Source organism: Ulvibacterium sp. (assembly GCF_028285715.1).
GTDB lineage: Bacteria > Bacteroidota > Bacteroidia > Flavobacteriales > Flavobacteriaceae > Ulvibacterium.
This window is the reverse complement of sequence record NZ_JANQOO010000020.1, coordinates 15,314-31,578: the sequence shown is the minus strand read 5'-3', so window position 1 is coordinate 31,578 and position 16,265 is coordinate 15,314. Positions and strand designations below refer to the sequence as shown.

Annotated in this window: 18 protein-coding genes; 12 read left to right on the top strand and 6 right to left on the bottom strand. The window is 42.6% G+C overall.

Translation table 11 applies throughout. The features are described 5' to 3' along the window. Positions 1 to 132: 132 nt before the first annotated feature. From Q0993_RS11650 to Q0993_RS11610, 9 genes are all read left to right on the top strand, one after another. Positions 133 to 2,493, top strand: coding sequence for a TonB-dependent receptor (locus Q0993_RS11650; protein ID WP_299533178.1), 2,361 nt, complete (start codon positions 133 to 135; stop codon positions 2,491 to 2,493). 125 nt (positions 2,494 to 2,618) lie between these two features. Then, positions 2,619 to 3,062, top strand: coding sequence for a thioredoxin family protein (locus tag Q0993_RS11645; RefSeq protein WP_299533175.1), 444 nt, complete (start codon positions 2,619 to 2,621; stop codon positions 3,060 to 3,062). 246 nt (positions 3,063 to 3,308) lie between these two features. Then, positions 3,309 to 3,782: a thioesterase family protein gene (locus Q0993_RS11640; RefSeq protein ID WP_299533173.1), complete on the top strand. Its 474-nt coding sequence runs from the start codon at positions 3,309 to 3,311 to the stop codon at positions 3,780 to 3,782. Between the two features lie 44 nt (positions 3,783 to 3,826). After that, the gene (locus Q0993_RS11635; RefSeq protein ID WP_299533171.1) at positions 3,827 to 5,068 is read left to right on the top strand and encodes a DUF763 domain-containing protein; all 1,242 of its coding nucleotides are present in this window, start codon (positions 3,827 to 3,829) and stop codon (positions 5,066 to 5,068) included. Between the two features lie 125 nt (positions 5,069 to 5,193). After that, the gene (locus tag Q0993_RS11630) at positions 5,194 to 5,832 is read left to right on the top strand and encodes a GntR family transcriptional regulator (RefSeq protein WP_299533169.1); all 639 of its coding nucleotides are present in this window, start codon (positions 5,194 to 5,196) and stop codon (positions 5,830 to 5,832) included. Next, positions 5,822 to 7,105: an MFS transporter gene (locus Q0993_RS11625; protein ID WP_299533166.1), complete on the top strand. Its 1,284-nt coding sequence runs from the start codon at positions 5,822 to 5,824 to the stop codon at positions 7,103 to 7,105. The genes Q0993_RS11630 and Q0993_RS11625 overlap by 11 nt, the downstream gene beginning before the upstream one ends. A gap of 56 nt (positions 7,106 to 7,161) precedes the next feature. Further along, positions 7,162 to 7,578 carry a VOC family protein gene (locus Q0993_RS11620; RefSeq protein WP_299533163.1) on the top strand — a complete coding sequence of 139 codons (417 nt, stop codon included), beginning with the start codon at positions 7,162 to 7,164 and terminating at the stop codon, positions 7,576 to 7,578. Positions 7,579 to 7,591: 13 nt separating this feature from the next. After that, entirely contained in the window at positions 7,592 to 8,134 is a 543-nt protein-coding gene (locus tag Q0993_RS11615; protein ID WP_299533161.1) for a D-lyxose/D-mannose family sugar isomerase, read from the top strand. A 75-nt stretch (positions 8,135 to 8,209) separates the two neighbouring features. Next, positions 8,210 to 9,169: a sugar phosphate isomerase/epimerase gene (locus tag Q0993_RS11610; protein ID WP_299533159.1), complete on the top strand. Its 960-nt coding sequence runs from the start codon at positions 8,210 to 8,212 to the stop codon at positions 9,167 to 9,169. Positions 9,170 to 9,214: 45 nt separating this feature from the next. Here the strand turns inward: Q0993_RS11610 and Q0993_RS11605 are convergent, their stop codons facing one another. The 5 genes from Q0993_RS11605 to Q0993_RS11585 all read right to left on the bottom strand — a co-directional run bounded on the left by Q0993_RS11605 (position 9,215) and on the right by Q0993_RS11585 (position 12,019). Further along, positions 9,215 to 10,111 (bottom strand): DMT family transporter, encoded by an 897-nt coding sequence (locus Q0993_RS11605; RefSeq protein ID WP_299533156.1) that lies wholly within the window; start codon positions 10,109 to 10,111, stop codon positions 9,215 to 9,217. Next, positions 10,108 to 10,461: an arsenate reductase family protein gene (locus Q0993_RS11600; protein WP_299533153.1), complete on the bottom strand. Its 354-nt coding sequence runs from the start codon at positions 10,459 to 10,461 to the stop codon at positions 10,108 to 10,110. Before Q0993_RS11600 ends, Q0993_RS11605 begins: the two co-directional genes overlap by 4 nt. A 148-nt stretch (positions 10,462 to 10,609) precedes the next feature. Further along, positions 10,610 to 11,308, bottom strand: coding sequence for an aspartate/glutamate racemase family protein (locus tag Q0993_RS11595; protein WP_299533151.1), 699 nt, complete (start codon positions 11,306 to 11,308; stop codon positions 10,610 to 10,612). A 199-nt stretch (positions 11,309 to 11,507) separates the two neighbouring features. After that, a complete protein-coding gene (locus Q0993_RS11590; protein ID WP_299533149.1) occupies positions 11,508 to 11,648 on the bottom strand; it encodes a hypothetical protein in 141 nt (46 codons plus the stop codon). A 68-nt stretch (positions 11,649 to 11,716) separates the two neighbouring features. After that, positions 11,717 to 12,019 (bottom strand): helix-turn-helix transcriptional regulator, encoded by a 303-nt coding sequence (locus Q0993_RS11585; RefSeq protein WP_299533147.1) that lies wholly within the window; start codon positions 12,017 to 12,019, stop codon positions 11,717 to 11,719. A 74-nt stretch (positions 12,020 to 12,093) separates the two neighbouring features. Between Q0993_RS11585 and Q0993_RS11580 the strand changes: the two genes are divergently transcribed. Then, positions 12,094 to 12,555, top strand: a complete 462-nt coding sequence (locus Q0993_RS11580) for a DinB family protein (RefSeq protein ID WP_299533145.1) — start codon at positions 12,094 to 12,096, stop codon at positions 12,553 to 12,555. Position 12,556: 1 nt separating this feature from the next. Here the strand turns inward: Q0993_RS11580 and Q0993_RS11575 are convergent, their stop codons facing one another. Next, positions 12,557 to 13,300 carry a DUF3298 and DUF4163 domain-containing protein gene (locus Q0993_RS11575; RefSeq protein WP_299533143.1) on the bottom strand — a complete coding sequence of 248 codons (744 nt, stop codon included), beginning with the start codon at positions 13,298 to 13,300 and terminating at the stop codon, positions 12,557 to 12,559. An 81-nt stretch (positions 13,301 to 13,381) separates the two neighbouring features. On the opposite strand from Q0993_RS11575, the gene Q0993_RS11570 reads away from it, so the two are divergent. Both Q0993_RS11570 and gdhA read left to right on the top strand, forming a co-directional pair. Beyond that, positions 13,382 to 14,536, top strand: a complete 1,155-nt coding sequence (locus tag Q0993_RS11570; protein ID WP_299533141.1) for a cystathionine gamma-synthase — start codon at positions 13,382 to 13,384, stop codon at positions 14,534 to 14,536. A 367-nt stretch (positions 14,537 to 14,903) separates the two neighbouring features. Beyond that, positions 14,904 to 16,247 (top strand): NADP-specific glutamate dehydrogenase, encoded by a 1,344-nt coding sequence (gdhA, locus tag Q0993_RS11565; RefSeq protein WP_299533139.1) that lies wholly within the window; start codon positions 14,904 to 14,906, stop codon positions 16,245 to 16,247. Positions 16,248 to 16,265: the final 18 nt, after the last annotated feature.

Here is a 16,265-nt window from a genome sequence, read left to right as displayed (position 1 = left end):
TATTTTATATCCCAAAATAATTATTTAGATTTGTCTAAATAATAAATTCGAATAAACAAAATTGTAAGAGACTCCTCGATGATTATAGTATGAAGTGTGTCCTTTCCAAGTATTTTTAAATGAATTTCTAATATGAAAAACCTACATTTTCTCCTTCTATTCCTTTTAGTAGCATTTGGTAACTTTCTTTGCGCGCAGACTGTTTCCATATCGGGCAAGGTCATTAGCAAAGGAGAACCGGTACCTTTTGCCAGCGTCTATGTTGAAGGTGGAACCGAAGGAACCAATGCCAATGTGGATGGCAACTATCGTTTGGATGTGCCGACAGGAGATATTACCCTTGTAGTACAGGCACAAGGCTTTCGGACCCAGGAAAAAGAGCTGACCATTGCGGCAAATACGGACCAAGAAGTTGATTTTGAGCTCTTGGAAGATGTCCTGGGCCTTGAAGAGGTGGTTATCAGTGCCACACGAAATCGAGTAGAACGAAGGAATGCCCCGGTTGTGGTGTCCTCATTAAAACCACGGTTGTTGACCGCCACACAATCTATTACTGTAGCCGAAGGTCTCAATTTTGCCCCGGGCGTTAGAGTGGAGACCAACTGTCAAAACTGTGGGTTTACGCAAGTACGCCTTAACGGATTGGATGGTGCCTATACCCAAATACTGCTCAATAGTCGGCCCATATTTACCTCACTTTTGGGAGTTTACGGGTTGGAACAGATTCCTACCAACATCATTGAGCGTGTTGAGGTTGTACGCAGTGGGGGTTCGGCACTCTATGGCTCCAATGCTATAGCTGGCACCGTTAATATTATTACAAAAGACCCCGTTTTGAACACTTGGGAAATAGGGAGTAATATGGCTTTGATAGATGGAGATGCCCTAGATCGTATCCTTAACTTCAATGGCTCTATAGTGGCCGATGACCTCAACAGTGGGGTTACTATTTTCGGAGCCTATAGAAATCGGGAATCTTACGACGCCAACGACGATGGCTTTACGGAATTGGTAGAATTGCGGAATACTACGGTAGGAGCTAAAGCCTTTGTAAAGCCTTCGGATAGAAGCAGGTTATCCATAAACCTCAACGCGATTCGGGAGTACCGAAGAGGAGGTGACCGTCTGGATCTGGCACCGCAATTCACCGATATTACCGAAGAACTCGACCATGATACGTTTATCGGCGGTGCAGATTATGACGTGAACAGTGCGGACAATACCAGAAAGTTTCAAGTGTACACTTCCGCATCTTACACAAATCGGGATAGTTACTACGGAGGACTTGGTGGAGCACGCACCCGGCAAGACAGTCTCTTGGCCAATAATGCTTTTGGAACCACCCAAGACCTGGCCTGGGTCAACGGTTTTCAGTTCACCAAGGCGTTTCAAAACAATGATGTACTTACGGCCGGTGCCGAATACAATTATAGCACTACCGAAGACCAGATTCCGGGTTATAACCGGCTGGTGGACCAAAGTGTCAATTCCTTGGGGGGTTATGCGCAATACGAATGGAAACCCACAGACCATTTCACGGCACTACTAGGGGCGAGATTGGACAATGTTAATGTAAAAGGGGACTATGCCATTGGGGGTATTCAAAGGGCATTGGATTTGAGCCAGACCGCACTTTCGCCCAGACTCACCCTGTCCTATCAGATTTCCGAGGAAATACGTTTAAGAGGGGGATATGCACGTGGCTTTAGGGCTCCCCAGACGTTTAATGAAGACCTTCACATTTCCAGTGTAGGGGGGGAACCACAATTTGTCATCCTCTCCGATGATTTGGATACGGAGTTTTCGAACGCATTTACGGCTTCCTTAAATTATTCCAAAACGGTGGATTTGCTACAAATAGACTTTTTGGCGGAAGGTTTTTATACCACATTGGAAGATCCTTTCACCCTGGTAAGCACGGGTGCCGTTTTAGCGAATGGCTCTATCCTAGAGGAAGTGCGAAACGGGGAGGGAGCACGGGTATATGGCTCAAATTTTGAACTAGGGGTCTCCCCAGATCCGGAATGGCGCTTTCAACTGGGAGGTACCGTACAAAGGACCGAATGGGACGAACCCCAAATCCTTTTTGAAAGTGATGGTACACCTGGTGAGAGTGACATCATCATCGACGAATTTGTACGCGTTCCCAACTTCTACGGATACCTCAATACGACCTGGATTCCGAGTGAAGCCTTTAATGTGGACATTACGGGGACATATACCGGAGGAATGACGGTGCCTAGGGTGATTAGTGATACGGGTTTTTTGGAGTTAAACGAGGTCAATGCGTTTTTTGACCTGAACATTAAGTTGGAAACTCACTTCGATTTCAGTGATTCCTTTATGGTTACCGTTTCAGGAGGGGTAACTAACCTTTTCAATAGCTATCAGGACGATTTTGAAACCGGTCCTACGCGCGACTCGGACTATATTTATGGCCCCGATGCGCCAAGGGCTTTCTTTTTAGGGCTAAAGTTTGGTAAATTGCATTGATGGCGGGATTAACTTTTTGGAGAGACAATGGCAAGCATATCCAAAATTGATTATAGCCTCAAAGTAGATGGTCTTTATCACAAGATATGATGAATTATAGATCAATTGGTTTTATTTGTTGTATAATGTTGCTTTTTTCATGCCCGGCAAGGGCTCAGGAAAATCATATCAATTGGCTTAGTTTTGAGCAGTTGGAAGACTCACTTGCCACACAACCAAAGAAGGTTTTCATAGATTTTTACGCAGACTGGTGTGCCTACTGTAAAAAAATGGACAAGGCCGCCTTCAGGGACTCCAGGGTGATTTCCAAATTGAACAACGACTACTATGCCGTAAAAATGAACGCCGAGACAACGGACACGATTGTATTTGGAGGGGAGACTTTTGTGAACAATCAATTGAAAAAGAAAAGAAACCCGACCCATGAGATTCCGCTGCTTTTGGCCTCTCGGGAAAACTACCCTTTTTCCCTTCCCGCCATAATAGTTCTTAACCAAAAATTTGAGGTGACCGAAAGATATTTCGAATACCTTTCCCCAATGCAAATGCTAGAAGCTTTGGAGGATTAGGTCGTGTAAAACCAAGGGCACATTTTACAGGGATTACCGGCAGCCAACTAGGGTTACTAATTGCCATCTTTACAATTGTAGTCGCAAACAAAACACTAGCTTCAGTATTTCCAATCCTTACCACGAGCACGTAGATGAAACTCCTAAAACTAGTGGGACGGCAAAATTTACTTAAGCTATGATTTTGTTTTTCCAAAAGGATGTATTTTTGAAACTTCTATGCACGCATAACAAAAGATTGAAAAAATGTATCTAAAGGAATTTGAAGTTCGTTGGAGCGATGTTGATGCCAATCGGCATTTGGCCAACAGTGCCTATATCAATTTTATGAGTCATGCCCGGATGAGTTATCTCTTGGAATTGGGTTTTGACCAAAGGATGATGGCAAAACATCAAATTGGTCCTGTCGTTTTTTATGAGCATATGTACTATTTTAAGGAAGTATTTCCAGGAAAACCCATCCGGGTCTCGCTAGAAGTAATGGGGATGAGCGAGGATGGAAAGTTCTTCGAGTTCCACCATAATTTTTATGATGCCAAAGGAAGGAATGTGGCCCATTGCGAGATGATGGGAGCATGGATGAGCTTGGAATCCCGAAAACTAATCAGTCTTCCCGAGAAGTTGCTTGGAGTATTCAATGCAACGGAAAAACCAAAGAGCTATCGCACTCTGACGAAAGAGGATACCCGAAAATTTGCCAAGGAGCCCAAAGACCTTTAATTATCCCTGTAGTAGATACTTAATATTGGAAAAAATCCATATATTTGGCAATATTCCATATTTCAATGCAGCGCTCAGGTACGGCAGATTTGGCATTACATGGCGGAGCCATCCCACCATGGCTCTTTAACAGGATGAAGCAACTTACCTTGCCTCTTGTAGAAGCCATCATCATCCAAAATGGAAAAGATGATTTTCTGGAGCGGTTGGCCGATCCCTTTTGGTTTCAGAGTTTTGGGACGGTTATCGGAATGGATTGGAATTCTTCCGGGGTAACCACCGCTGTTGTACGTGCCTTAAAGCAGGCAATAAATCCCGTTTCTAAGGAATTGGGAATCTTTATATGCGGTGGAAAAGGGAAGAAGTCGCTTCAAACCCCAATTGAACTTATAGAGGTGGGTTATAAAACAGGATTGGATGGTAACCATTTGGCCCAATGCAGCAAGCTAAGTGCGAAGGTAGACAATACAGCCTTGCAGGATGGTTTTAATCTTTACCTACACAATTTTGTCGTGAGTGATACCGGCAAATGGTCCGTAATCCAACAGGGAATGCATAACTCCAATGGCATGGCCAGAAGGTATCATTGGCATTCCGGAAACTTGAACTCTTTTGTGGAGGAGCCGCATACGGCAGTATGTGGTAAAAATCTGGGTCCACTTCTAAATTTGGTACATAAAGAGGCAGGAGTTACTCGAAAGGCCATTTTGGATATTTCCAGGGAGCACCCTGATAAAATCTTGAAGGAAGTACCACATCTTTTGGTACCCACATACCATGAGGTTAGGGCAAAGGATGTGGATTTAAAACGTTTGGGCAGTATCCTCTGGTTAGCCCAGGAGAACGAAACAAAAACTTTTGAAGAGCTTTTGTTGCTGAAGGGAATGGGGCCCCGAACCTTGCAGTCGTTGACCTTAGTGAGTGAAATAATCCATGGGACGCCATCGCGATTTTCAGACCCAGCCCGCTTCTCCTTTGCCCATGGAGGAAAGGATGCCACCCCGTTTCCGGTGCCGACCAGGGTATACGATGAGACTATTTCCGGTTTGAAGGATGCGGTTCAACAGGCAAAAATTGGCAATACGGATAAAATTAAGGCCATTCATAAACTTACGGATTTGGCCCAAAAGGCAGAAAAGGGTTTTCATCCGAATGCAAATTTTGATGCATTGGTCAGAAAGGAAAGGGAGGAATCCTATACATATGGGGGACGAAGTATTTATGGGTTTGCCAAACCAAAAGCTAACTCCCAATTGAATCTATTTGATACTATCAAAGACGGATAATATACTTTTCATTTTTTAATGGTATTATTTCTGTTTAAGCCACAACCTTGGACACAGTGGGGTGAAACAAAATTATTATTACTTAAATTTTGTATACCGTATACAAAATTTAGTATTTTTGATACATGCGTATTTCGGCTGATGAATTGAGTCAACAGGCCTATAAGAAGGTCAAGAAGATGATTGTTTCCAAAAAGCTGTTACCTGGCCAAAAAATCGTCCAGGAACAATTAGCGGACAAATTGGGTATCAGCAGAACTCCTTTGCGTTCCGCCCTACAGATGCTCGAGTCGGAATCGTTGATTAAATCCATACCGCGAAGGGGGGTCATTGTCAGGGAATTTAGCGATGTTGAAATCATTGAAATTTACGATTGCCGAATAGCCCTGGAAAGTACGGCGACCAGACTCTTCACACAAAGGGCTACCCAATCAGAAATAGATAGGTTGCGGAGTTTGCTATTGCCCTTTGAAAGAGGAAAAATCAATACCCGAGCTTATCAAAGAGCGGATAGCGAGTTTCATAATTCCCTCATAAAAAACTGCGGGAACGAATTTTTGTATAATCTGTTCCGGAAGGGAAATCTCCTCGTCTGTATTGATATGATCGGATTGGTGCGTCCACCGCAGGAGACCTTGGAGGAACATTTGGATATTGTTTCGGCCATCCGTTATCGTGACGCCGACCTGGCTGAAAGTCTTATAAGAGAACATTTGGACAAATCAAAGCAACTGATTTGTAAAAAACTAAAAAATGAGGGATAAACCCATGGTCCCTACTCGGTATAAAATGGTCTTCGGTACTTTCCTATTGGCCATGATTGTATTGTTTGACCGTATTTTGCTCTCTGTTGCTAAAGACCCGGTAGGGGAATCCCTTCAGTTAAGCGATACACAAATGGGGTGGGCCATGAGCATTTTTGCCTTGGGCTACGCCTTATTCCAGACACCTGCCGGATTATTGGCGGATAAATACGGTCCTCGGAAAATATTGACAGCGGTGGTGGCCTTATGGTCTATTTTTACGGCCCTGACCGGTGCCGCTTGGAATTATGTTACTTTATTGATCGTCCGTTTTCTTTTTGGAGCGGGAGAAGCCGGGGCCTTTCCTGGTATGGCCCGCGCCATTTATAGTTGGATTCCGCTATCGGAGCGGGGAATTGTAAACGGGATTAATTTTTCGGGAGGTCGTATAGGAGCCGCTTTTGCCTTACCTATGGTGGCCTGGCTGATGGATATAGTCGGATGGCGCATGACATTTCTATTGCTGGGGGTCATAGGGATTTTATGGGGTATCCTATGGTATCTCTGGTTTAGGGACAATCCGGAAGACCATGAGGGGATGTCCGCGTCCGAGGTGAATTACATTCGGGAACATACAAATAGGGACATAAAGGAAGAGAAAAAGGTCAGAATAGATTTTGGAAAATTGTTCCGATCTAAAACGATGTGGCAGTTGATGGGACAGTATTTTGCCAGCAACTTTACGTTCTTTTTCTGTTTAACATGGTTGTTTCCACATATTAAGGAAAAATATGGATTGGATGCATTGGAAGCTGGATTTTACGCCTCCGCACCCCTGATTTTTGGAGCACTTGGAAATTGGTTTTCGGGATTCCTCGTAGATACTATCTATAAGAAAAACCGATGGGCCCTGTCACGAAAAATCCCTGCCATCATTGGATTCTTTCTGGCATCCATTGGCATAGTCGCCAGTGTATACATGGATGAGGTTACGCCGGCCATTATACTCATTTCCATTGCGGTTTTTGGAGCGGATATGACCTTAAGCCCGTCATGGTCGGTTTGTGTGGATGTTGGAAAGCAATTCTCCGGAGCGGTAAGCGGCACCATGAATATGGCCGGAAATATAGGTTCGTTTTTGACCGCTCTGGCATTTCCCTATTTGTTGGAGCTAACCGGTACGGAGGTCCCGTTTTTCTATCTGGCCGCTGGACTGAACCTTTTGGCAATAGTTTTATGGATGAGGGTAAGGCCGCAGCAGCCGTTAAAAATACAGGCCTCTACAGACGCCTAGTACGATATGGGCCTTAATGATATTCGGAAAAATAGAAAGTAGGGGTATACACTAAAATGAAGCAAAAAATAGCACATATTGCCTTGGTCGTTAGGGACTATGATGAAGCCATAACGTTTTACACTCAAAAACTAGACTTTGTTCTTCTTGAGGATACCCAATTGAGTGAAGAAAAAAGATGGGTCCTATTGGCGCCACCGGGCGCCAAGGACTGCTGTCTTTTGTTGGCCAAAGCGGCGAATGAAGAACAACGGCAAAGTATTGGCAACCAATCCGGAGGGAGGGTCTTCCTTTTTCTGTTTACAGACGACTTTTGGAGGGATTATCACAAAATGGTGAATCGCAAGATTAACTTCCTAAGGCCGCCAAAGGAAGAAGAATATGGCAAAGTAGCCGTGTTTGAAGATTTATACGGGAACAAGTGGGACCTGTTGGAACCGAGTCGAATCAATAAAGGAGTCCTACCTAAGTAAAAGTTGACTATCAATGATTACAAGAAAAGATTTTAAGGAAGTGTGCCAAAAATCCTTGGAGATGATTCAGGAGGCTGGAATTTACCTAACGGAAGAAGACAAGAAGAATATCACTGCTGCTGATTTTGGTCTAAACAATATTAAGAAAGAAGGTGTACAAATCCTTACCCTATTCGATACGGATCGCATGGCCGCAAAGATTCTGGTGTTGCTTCCCTACCAAACCGAGCCTGAACATTGGCATCCACCTGTAGGGGATGATCCGGGAAAGGAAGAAGTTATCCGCGGAATTTGGGGAGACCTTACCTTTTACATTCCTGGAGAAGACAATATGAAAGAAGGTTTTATAGTGGGAGGAAAGGAAAAATGCTACACCATGCGCCATGAGATAGCCATTGCCCCGGGGGATCAATTAATATTACCTCCGGGCACCAAACATTGGTTTCAGGCAGGAAAACGGGGGGCGGTTATGTACTCGTTTTCAACAAAGGTAACCGACCTTTTAGACCAGTTTACCGACCCCAATATTGTAAGGGAAACAAAAATTGAAGAATAGTAAGCGATATATTTAAACAGTGCTTTCCTTGGAAACCAAAGTTGTATTCAAGGGGGCATTTGAAATTTTAAACACATGAAACAAAGTATCATAACCGCTTTTTTGGGTCGGACACAAGATCGATTTTCGGAATATCAAAATCCTACTTCCTTGGAGGAACGTTTAGATCTCGTCGTCAAAATTCCCGGGGTGGACGGGGTGGAAATCGTATATCCCTATGAAACCGAAGAGGCGGAATTCACCAAAAAAATGTTCATAGAGAGAGGCTTGAGTTTTGCCGCGGTCAATGCCAATATCAAAAAGGAGACCCAATGGGTTCCCGGGGCACTTTCAAGACCGGATTCCGATTTACGAAAAGGAGCCATAGAAATCATAAAGGAAGCCAAGGAATATGCCAAGGCCGTCGGGGCGCCTTTGGTGACCTGTTGTCCCCTATCCGATGGATACGATAATCTCTTTCAGGTAGACTACCCCAAGGCCTGGCGATATATGGTGGATTCGGTTGCCGAGACCGCCGATTATCTTCCGGAAATCCCTTTGTTTATTGAATATAAGATCAATGAGACCCGGGTTCATGCCCAATTGGACAATTGCGCCAAGACCATACTCTTCTTAAAGGATGTGGGCAATCAGGCTACAGGGGTGACTATTGATTTTGGCCATGCACTGCTCGCCAAGGAAAATCCGGCGCAGGTGATTGCCCTTTGTGAGGAAACGGGGACGGATTACTACTTACACACCAATGACAACGATTTTAACTTTGATTGGGACTTGATTTCAGGTTCCCGAAATTTTCTCCATACGGTGGAATTTCTATTTTACGCCAAGGAATACGGGTATGATAAATATTTTACCGCCGATGCCTCCCCACGTATTTTTGATATGATCGGATTTTTTTCCGAACATGCGGAAATTAACCTCGCCATTTGGAATCTGGTGGATAAACTTGATCGTAAAAAATATCGAAAATTGATGTATGAGGAAAAGCATATGGATTTGATGCAATTGGTACGGAAGGAAATCTACAGATTGTAGATGGTTTTATACCCTGTTGAAGCTGGGAACAGGAAAGTAATCTATTTAAGTCAATTGCGGTTTGGGTTTTCTACTGGCGAGATATACGCCCAATAGGACCAAACATGCCGCTAGAAGCTTAATGGTAGTTAAGCTGTCCTTTCCTGTTGCAACGGCATATAGAATTCCAATTAACGGTTGTACATATACAAAGGCACTTAAAGTAGATGCCTTTAATTGGGTTAAGGCAAAAATGTTGAAGAGATAGGTACAAAAGGTAGTGCCTACTACCACAAAAACAATGCGCCAAATGGCTTCAAAAGGCAGATTGAGCCAATCGATTTCCATAACTTCGGTATATCCAAAAGGGAGGCAAATTAGGATTCCAAGGGTAAATAACCATTTCATAAAGGTAAACGGGTGGTATTTGGCAATCAGTATTTTGGCCACAATGAGATAGGAACCATAGAAAACCGAGTTCATGAAAATCAAAAAATTGCCCAATGGGATATTGGGTGCGTCCTGCCTGATCTCGGAACCAAATACAATAAGCCCCAAAGCACCCAGAAGACCAATGGCAATACCCAAAACTTTTTGGGGAAAAATTTTTTCCTTGATCAAGAGGGCGGACAATATTAGAACGATGATAGGCGTAATCGTAATTAAAACCGCACTGTTGATGGGTGTGGATAAGGCAAGTCCCTTAAAAAAGACCAACATGTTTACGCCCATGCCCAGAATGGCACAGACCAACATGCGCAGATAATCCTTTTTCTCTATTTTCTCCTTAGGTCCAAAAACTGAAATAATCCAAAACAAAATGGATGCCCCTACAACGCGAAACATAATAAAACCAAAAGGTTGTACATAATGAGGCATCACCCCTTTGGCAATAGTGTGGTTAATGCCATAGATAGTAGTGGCGCCTATGGCGGCTAATATGGCAAGTGTTCGCTTGTTCAAGAGTGTATGGCTCCTTTAGCGGACGCTACCACTTTTTTGCTATTTCCAATAAAAATCTGGCCATCAACCAAAATCACAGGGCGTTTCAAAAAAGTGTAGTGACCCAAAATTAAATCCCTGTAGTCATTTTCGGTCAGGTTTTGCTCCCCAAGATTACGCTGCCGAAAAAGCATGGCCCTACGGCTGAACAAGGCCTCATAACTGTTGGATAGCCCATGCATCTCATCCAATTGCGAAGGAGTAATGGGTTCCGTTTTTATATCCTGTAGTACTACACCTTTTAGAGGTTCCAATTCCTTGAGAATACGCTGACAGGTGGTGCATGTACTTAAGTGGTATATTTTTCGCATAGGATATGTTTTTAATTTTCAAAAGATGGTATGCATGCCTACCCGAACATGAGGTAAAGTGGGAAAAAGTCGAAATAGGTACCTTTCATTTAGCTGAATACAAAGAAACCAATTTCCAGTAAGATAATCCATATTTTTCAATGGTAATCTAGGAATCGGTCAATGCAAAATCCACCGCTTTTTCCGCATGGATGCGGGTTGTATTGAATGTGGGGATGGCTACGTCCAATTCCGAAATCAACAAGGGTAGTTCCGTGCAACCCAAAATAACGCCTTGCGCACCTTTTTTGGTTAGACCTTCAATGATTTGGATACAGATCTGTTTTGAACTCTCCATAAATCTGCCCTTTACCAATTCGTTGTAGATAATGGTATGGACGGCTTGCCTTTCCTGCTCGGATGGGATGATAACCTCCAATCCATAAGTGTCTTCTAAAATTTTGGTATAAAAATCCTTTTCCATCGTAAACTTTGTGCCTAATAAGGCAATTTTCTTTAGACCCTTGGCCTGGATTGCCTCTCCGGTGGCGTCGGCAATATGTAGAAAGGGGATAGCGGTAGATTGGGTTATGCGGTCGCTTACTAAATGTATGGTATTGGTACAAAGGAGGGTCATATCCGCCCCGGCCTTTTCCAGTTTAACTGCATGATTGGCCATAAGATCACCAATTTTATTCCAGTTTCCCTTGAAGGTAAGCTCTTCGATTTCCGAAAAATCAACTGAGGTCATAATACTTTTTGCGGAATGTGACCCGCCCAAACGTTCTTTGACCATTGTATTGGTATACTCGTAATATATCTTTGAAGATTCCCAACTCATACCCCCGATTAATCCGATTGTTTTCATTTATTTAAAAAATTTTTTTTCATGATAATGAGCATAACAGTCCCGATGGCTGTAGGCACTGCTTAGACCAACCGCTTATGCTACCGTTGGCCATTAATAGTTTTGTCGTCGGCGGGCAAGTTCGCACTAAAAACTAAATATTTTGGTTGGTATTCAAAAAACTAATTTTGTTTGTGCTCATTTCATATGGTTTCCAAAGTTATTTTGTTTTGCACATTTCCGAAGCTCCATCGATTGTTGCCGATGTCAGCCAATCCTTGATAAAGAGAATGGTTTTATAGCTTTTTTTCTCCAAATGATAGTCATAATCGGGAAGCATACATTCCAGTTTATTTCTCATGTCGTTGCTCGTTAAAGGTTAACATATTTATATTTCGCTAATTATCGATTTATTAATCTAAAAAAACACTATAACTCCTTGCTTAAGGAATTGATATAGGCTTCGATTATTTTTTCATTTCTTCTGTAATAGGTCCATTTTCCATGTCGTGTAGGGATAACTAAATCTACATTTTGCATGGCGGTAAGATATGTAGAGACAGTGGATTGCGATAATCCGGTCTTGTCCTGAATAAAGCCGACACAAACACCATCGTCAAAATGATCGATATCCTGATGAGGTGGAAAATTCGATTCCGGATCTTTTAACCACTTTAAGATATTTACCCGGGTCTCGTTTGATAATACTTTACTAATTTCGACAATGTCCATGAGACAAACATACGATATATTTATATATCTAGAATAATAGATATGTATTTTAACTTACTTTTAAAACCTATATTTTGAAGAAACTATTTAGCATTACCCTACAAAACCGAAAGAACCTCCTTGGCATTCTGGAAAATACCTCAAAGGAAACGCTGATAAAGATTCCAAAGGGCTATCGAAACAGTATTTGGTGGAACATTGCTCATATAGTGGTCACCCAACAATTATTGGTATATAATCTAAGTAACGTACCTATGCTTGTTACCCCAGAAATAGTGGACAAATTCAAAAAGGGGACCGTGCCCGATGGTACCATGGAGGATGGGGAAAAGGAACGGATCGCTTCACTTTTGATTTCCACCGTAGAGCGTACGGAAGAGGATTTTAAAAAAGGGATATTTACAGAATTTAATGAATATACGACCAGTGCCCGGGTAACCTTAAAAAATGTTGAGGACGCCATTGCCTTCAATGTTTTTCACGAAGGCTTACATTTAGGTGCGATACGTTCGTTACAGAAAGCCTTGGCAAGCTAATCTAGGATTTGGCCTTTTTCGCCAGATATTTCTTTACCTCTTCATAAGGAAGGGTCAGTTCTAGTGGACCATCTGCATATGAAGCGACTTCATAGGGATTGTAGCGCAGTTGTATGCCTTTTTCGGTAAAGCCAATGTTTTCGGGAAGATAAAAGGAATCCTTCTCGAACATGAATCCAGTATGGTTAATGGACTTGTCCATGGGAATTTTTTCCTGTTCCCGGAACTTGGTTTCCGCGAAACGTTCAAAGTCTTTCTGATTTATAAAAAGTTGTCGATTTTCAAGTTCCTTCCCTTTATTTTTATCAAAATTCAAGAACTGTTTTGAGCTATATCCGTGGGCCCCTCCGGTAAAGATATAGGAGTTGAGTTCCAGGGTAAGAAAAACATCATCTTCATAGATAACCCGCCCTTCAATTTTGGCTTCCCACCCTATGGTCTCGTCCGCATAGAGTCGTTTCAGCTCCAGATAGCCATTTTTAAAGGATTCGATGGCCTCTTCCGGACTAGAGGCCGCTATGTCCTCATCAAAATTAAGAATGTCGATGACCTCTTCTTCCAGGGCAGTGTTGATCGTGGAGGCCAGTTTGGTATTTTCCAATGCCTTGGGGATAGAAACTGATACTTCAGGACAGTCCGCACACGAATCGCCATGTAAAACAAAGGGTTCAAATGTTAGTTTGTCCTGGTTTTTGCAACTTATAAGCAATATGAACAAGAGGATAAAGCTAAATATAGGTCTCATGTAATGTAAGTGTTTCAATGTTTGGGGCGTAATTGTATGCTTCCAAAGATAACGATACATTTGCATCCATAATTATATGATATGAGCGAAAAAAAGTTAAAGTTCAACAGTAAGACCATCCACGGCGGGCAAGAACCGGACAAGGCCTATGGTGCGGTAATGCCACCGATATACCAAACTTCAACGTATGCCCAGACTACTCCGGGAGGGCATCAGGGCTATGAGTATTCCCGTAGTGCCAATCCCACAAGGACCGCATTGGAAAATGCCCTTGCCAGTATTGAGAACGGAAAATATGGACTGGCTTTTGCCAGCGGTCTCTCGGCCATGGATGCCGTTATTAAATTATTGAATCCCGGTGATGAGGTAATCTCTACGAACGACCTTTATGGGGGAAGTTATCGTTTGTTTAGACAGGTTTTTGAAAAATATGGTATAGCCTTTCATTTCATAGGAATGCAGGATGTCCACGCAATTGAAAAACACATCAACGATAGAACAAAGCTTATTTGGGTGGAGACCCCCACCAACCCGATGATGAACGTTGTGGATATAAAGGCGGTTTCTCTTTTGGCTAAAAAACATGCACTTTTACTAGCGGTAGATAACACCTTTGCGACACCCTATTTGCAACAACCTTTAGATCTTGGTGCGGATATCGTTATGCACTCGGCTACGAAGTATTTGGGAGGTCACAGTGATGTAGTGGTAGGTGCTTTGGTCGTGAAGGAAAAGGAATTGGCGGATAAGCTCTATTTTCTTCAAAATGCCAGTGGTGCGGTTTGCGGGCCAATGGATAGTTTTTTGGTACTTCGTGGTATAAAGACGTTACATGTACGCATGCAAAGACATTGCGAGAATGGGAAGGCAATTGCCGAATTTTTAAAAAGGCACCCTAAAATTGAAAAAGTGTATTGGCCCGGTTTTACGGATCATCCCAATCACGGAATTGCCAAAGCACAGATGAAGGACTTTGGTGGAATGGTGTCCTTTGTGACCAAAGGAAGCAATTATGCCGATGCCGTCAAGATAGTGGAAAGACTCCAGGTCTTTACCTTGGCCGAATCTCTGGGAGGGGTAGAAAGTTTGGCCGGTCATCCGGCAAGTATGACCCATGCCAGCATTCCTAAGGAAGAACGGGAGAAAAGCGGAGTTGTTGATGCCTTGATAAGATTAAGCGTGGGTATAGAGGATATTGATGATTTAATTGCTGATTTGGAACAGGCCATAGTATAGTTTAACCTTGATTTTATTCAAGGTGAAGAAAATGTCCGTTACCCCCCGATTAAGTTTTCGCAAGTCCATATTTTGCTCTTCCCGCAGGGGATGGAAAGGTTAATATGAAATAGATGTCAAGTAAAATAATTATCAAATTTTAGAAAAAAGAGGGTTTAAATTATTGAAATGTCATAATTTCGCCCCATTATTTTATTTTCATCAATAATCCATGAATATATAAGTTTATGAAACGAGCATTAAGGAATTTTAATAATTACTTCACAAAGGGTAATGTTTAAAATTATTAATGCGAGAACGTAGTGGTTACATGTGTTCTCAATTTTTTAATTATTTTATTTTCAATTAATTACAAAAATTTAAACGTGTGAAACAAAAAATAAAAGCCTTTATGGACGAGGTAAGGGCCCGCAATGGTCATGAACCGGAGTTCCTCCAAGCGGTACAGGAAGTTGCCGATACCGTTATTCCATATATAGCGGATAACGAAATATATAACGGAAAGAATATTTTGTTACGTATGGTAGAGCCCGAACGTCTCATTTCTTTTCGGGTAGCCTGGGTGGATGATGATGGGGAAATTCATGTAAACCGAGGATACCGCATACAAATGAATTCGGCTATTGGACCCTATAAGGGCGGACTTCGTTTTCATCCAACCGTCAATGCAAGTATTCTAAAGTTTTTGGCCTTTGAACAGGTTTTCAAAAATAGCCTTACCACATTACCCATGGGCGGAGGAAAAGGAGGGTCCGATTTTGATCCCAAGGGCAAATCCGATGATGAGGTTATGCGGTTTTGCCATGCCTTTATGGCGGAACTCTTTAGGCACATTGGACCTTTTACCGATATCCCAGCCGGGGACATCGGAGTGGGAGCCCGGGAAATCGGATTTCTTTTTGGAAAGTACAAAAGGATTCAAAACGAGTTCACCGGGGTTTTGACAGGAAAGGGACTGTCATGGGGCGGATCTAAAATACGTCCCGAGGCAACAGGTTATGGAACCGTATATTTTGCACAGGATATGTTACTTACCAAAAATGATGACATTGATGGGAAAAAGGTAGTTATCTCCGGTTCCGGGAATGTGGCGCAGTTTGCTGCGGAAAAAACTTTACAGCTAGGTGGCAAAGTGGTGACGCTTTCTGATTCCGGAGGATATATTTACGATAAAGAAGGCATAGATAAGGAGAAACTGGCCTTTGTAATGGACTTGAAGAACAACAAACGTGGAAGGATTTCCGAATATTTGGATAAGTATCCATCCGCTGAATATCACAAGGGAAAAACACCTTGGGAAGTACCTTGTGATATAGCACTGCCTTGTGCTACTCAAAACGAGCTTAACGGTGAAGATGCCAAAACCTTAATCAAAAATGGCTGCATTTGTGTAGCGGAAGGAGCGAATATGCCTTCTGCCTTGGAAGCTGTACATACCTTTCAAGATGCCAAAATCCTATTTGCGCCAGGTAAGGCCTCCAATGCGGGAGGCGTGGCGACCTCTGGATTGGAAATGTCCCAAAACTCCCTTCGTATCAGTTGGACAAGGGAAGAAGTAGATGAAAGGTTAAAGGGCATAATGAAGGACATCCATGATTCCTGCATTGAGCATGGCTTGGAAGAAGACGGTTATTGTAACTATGTAAAAGGTGCAAATATTGCGGGCTTTGTAAAAGTTGCCGATGCCATGTTGGCCCAAGGGGTCATTTAATCGATATTTTTAGACGTT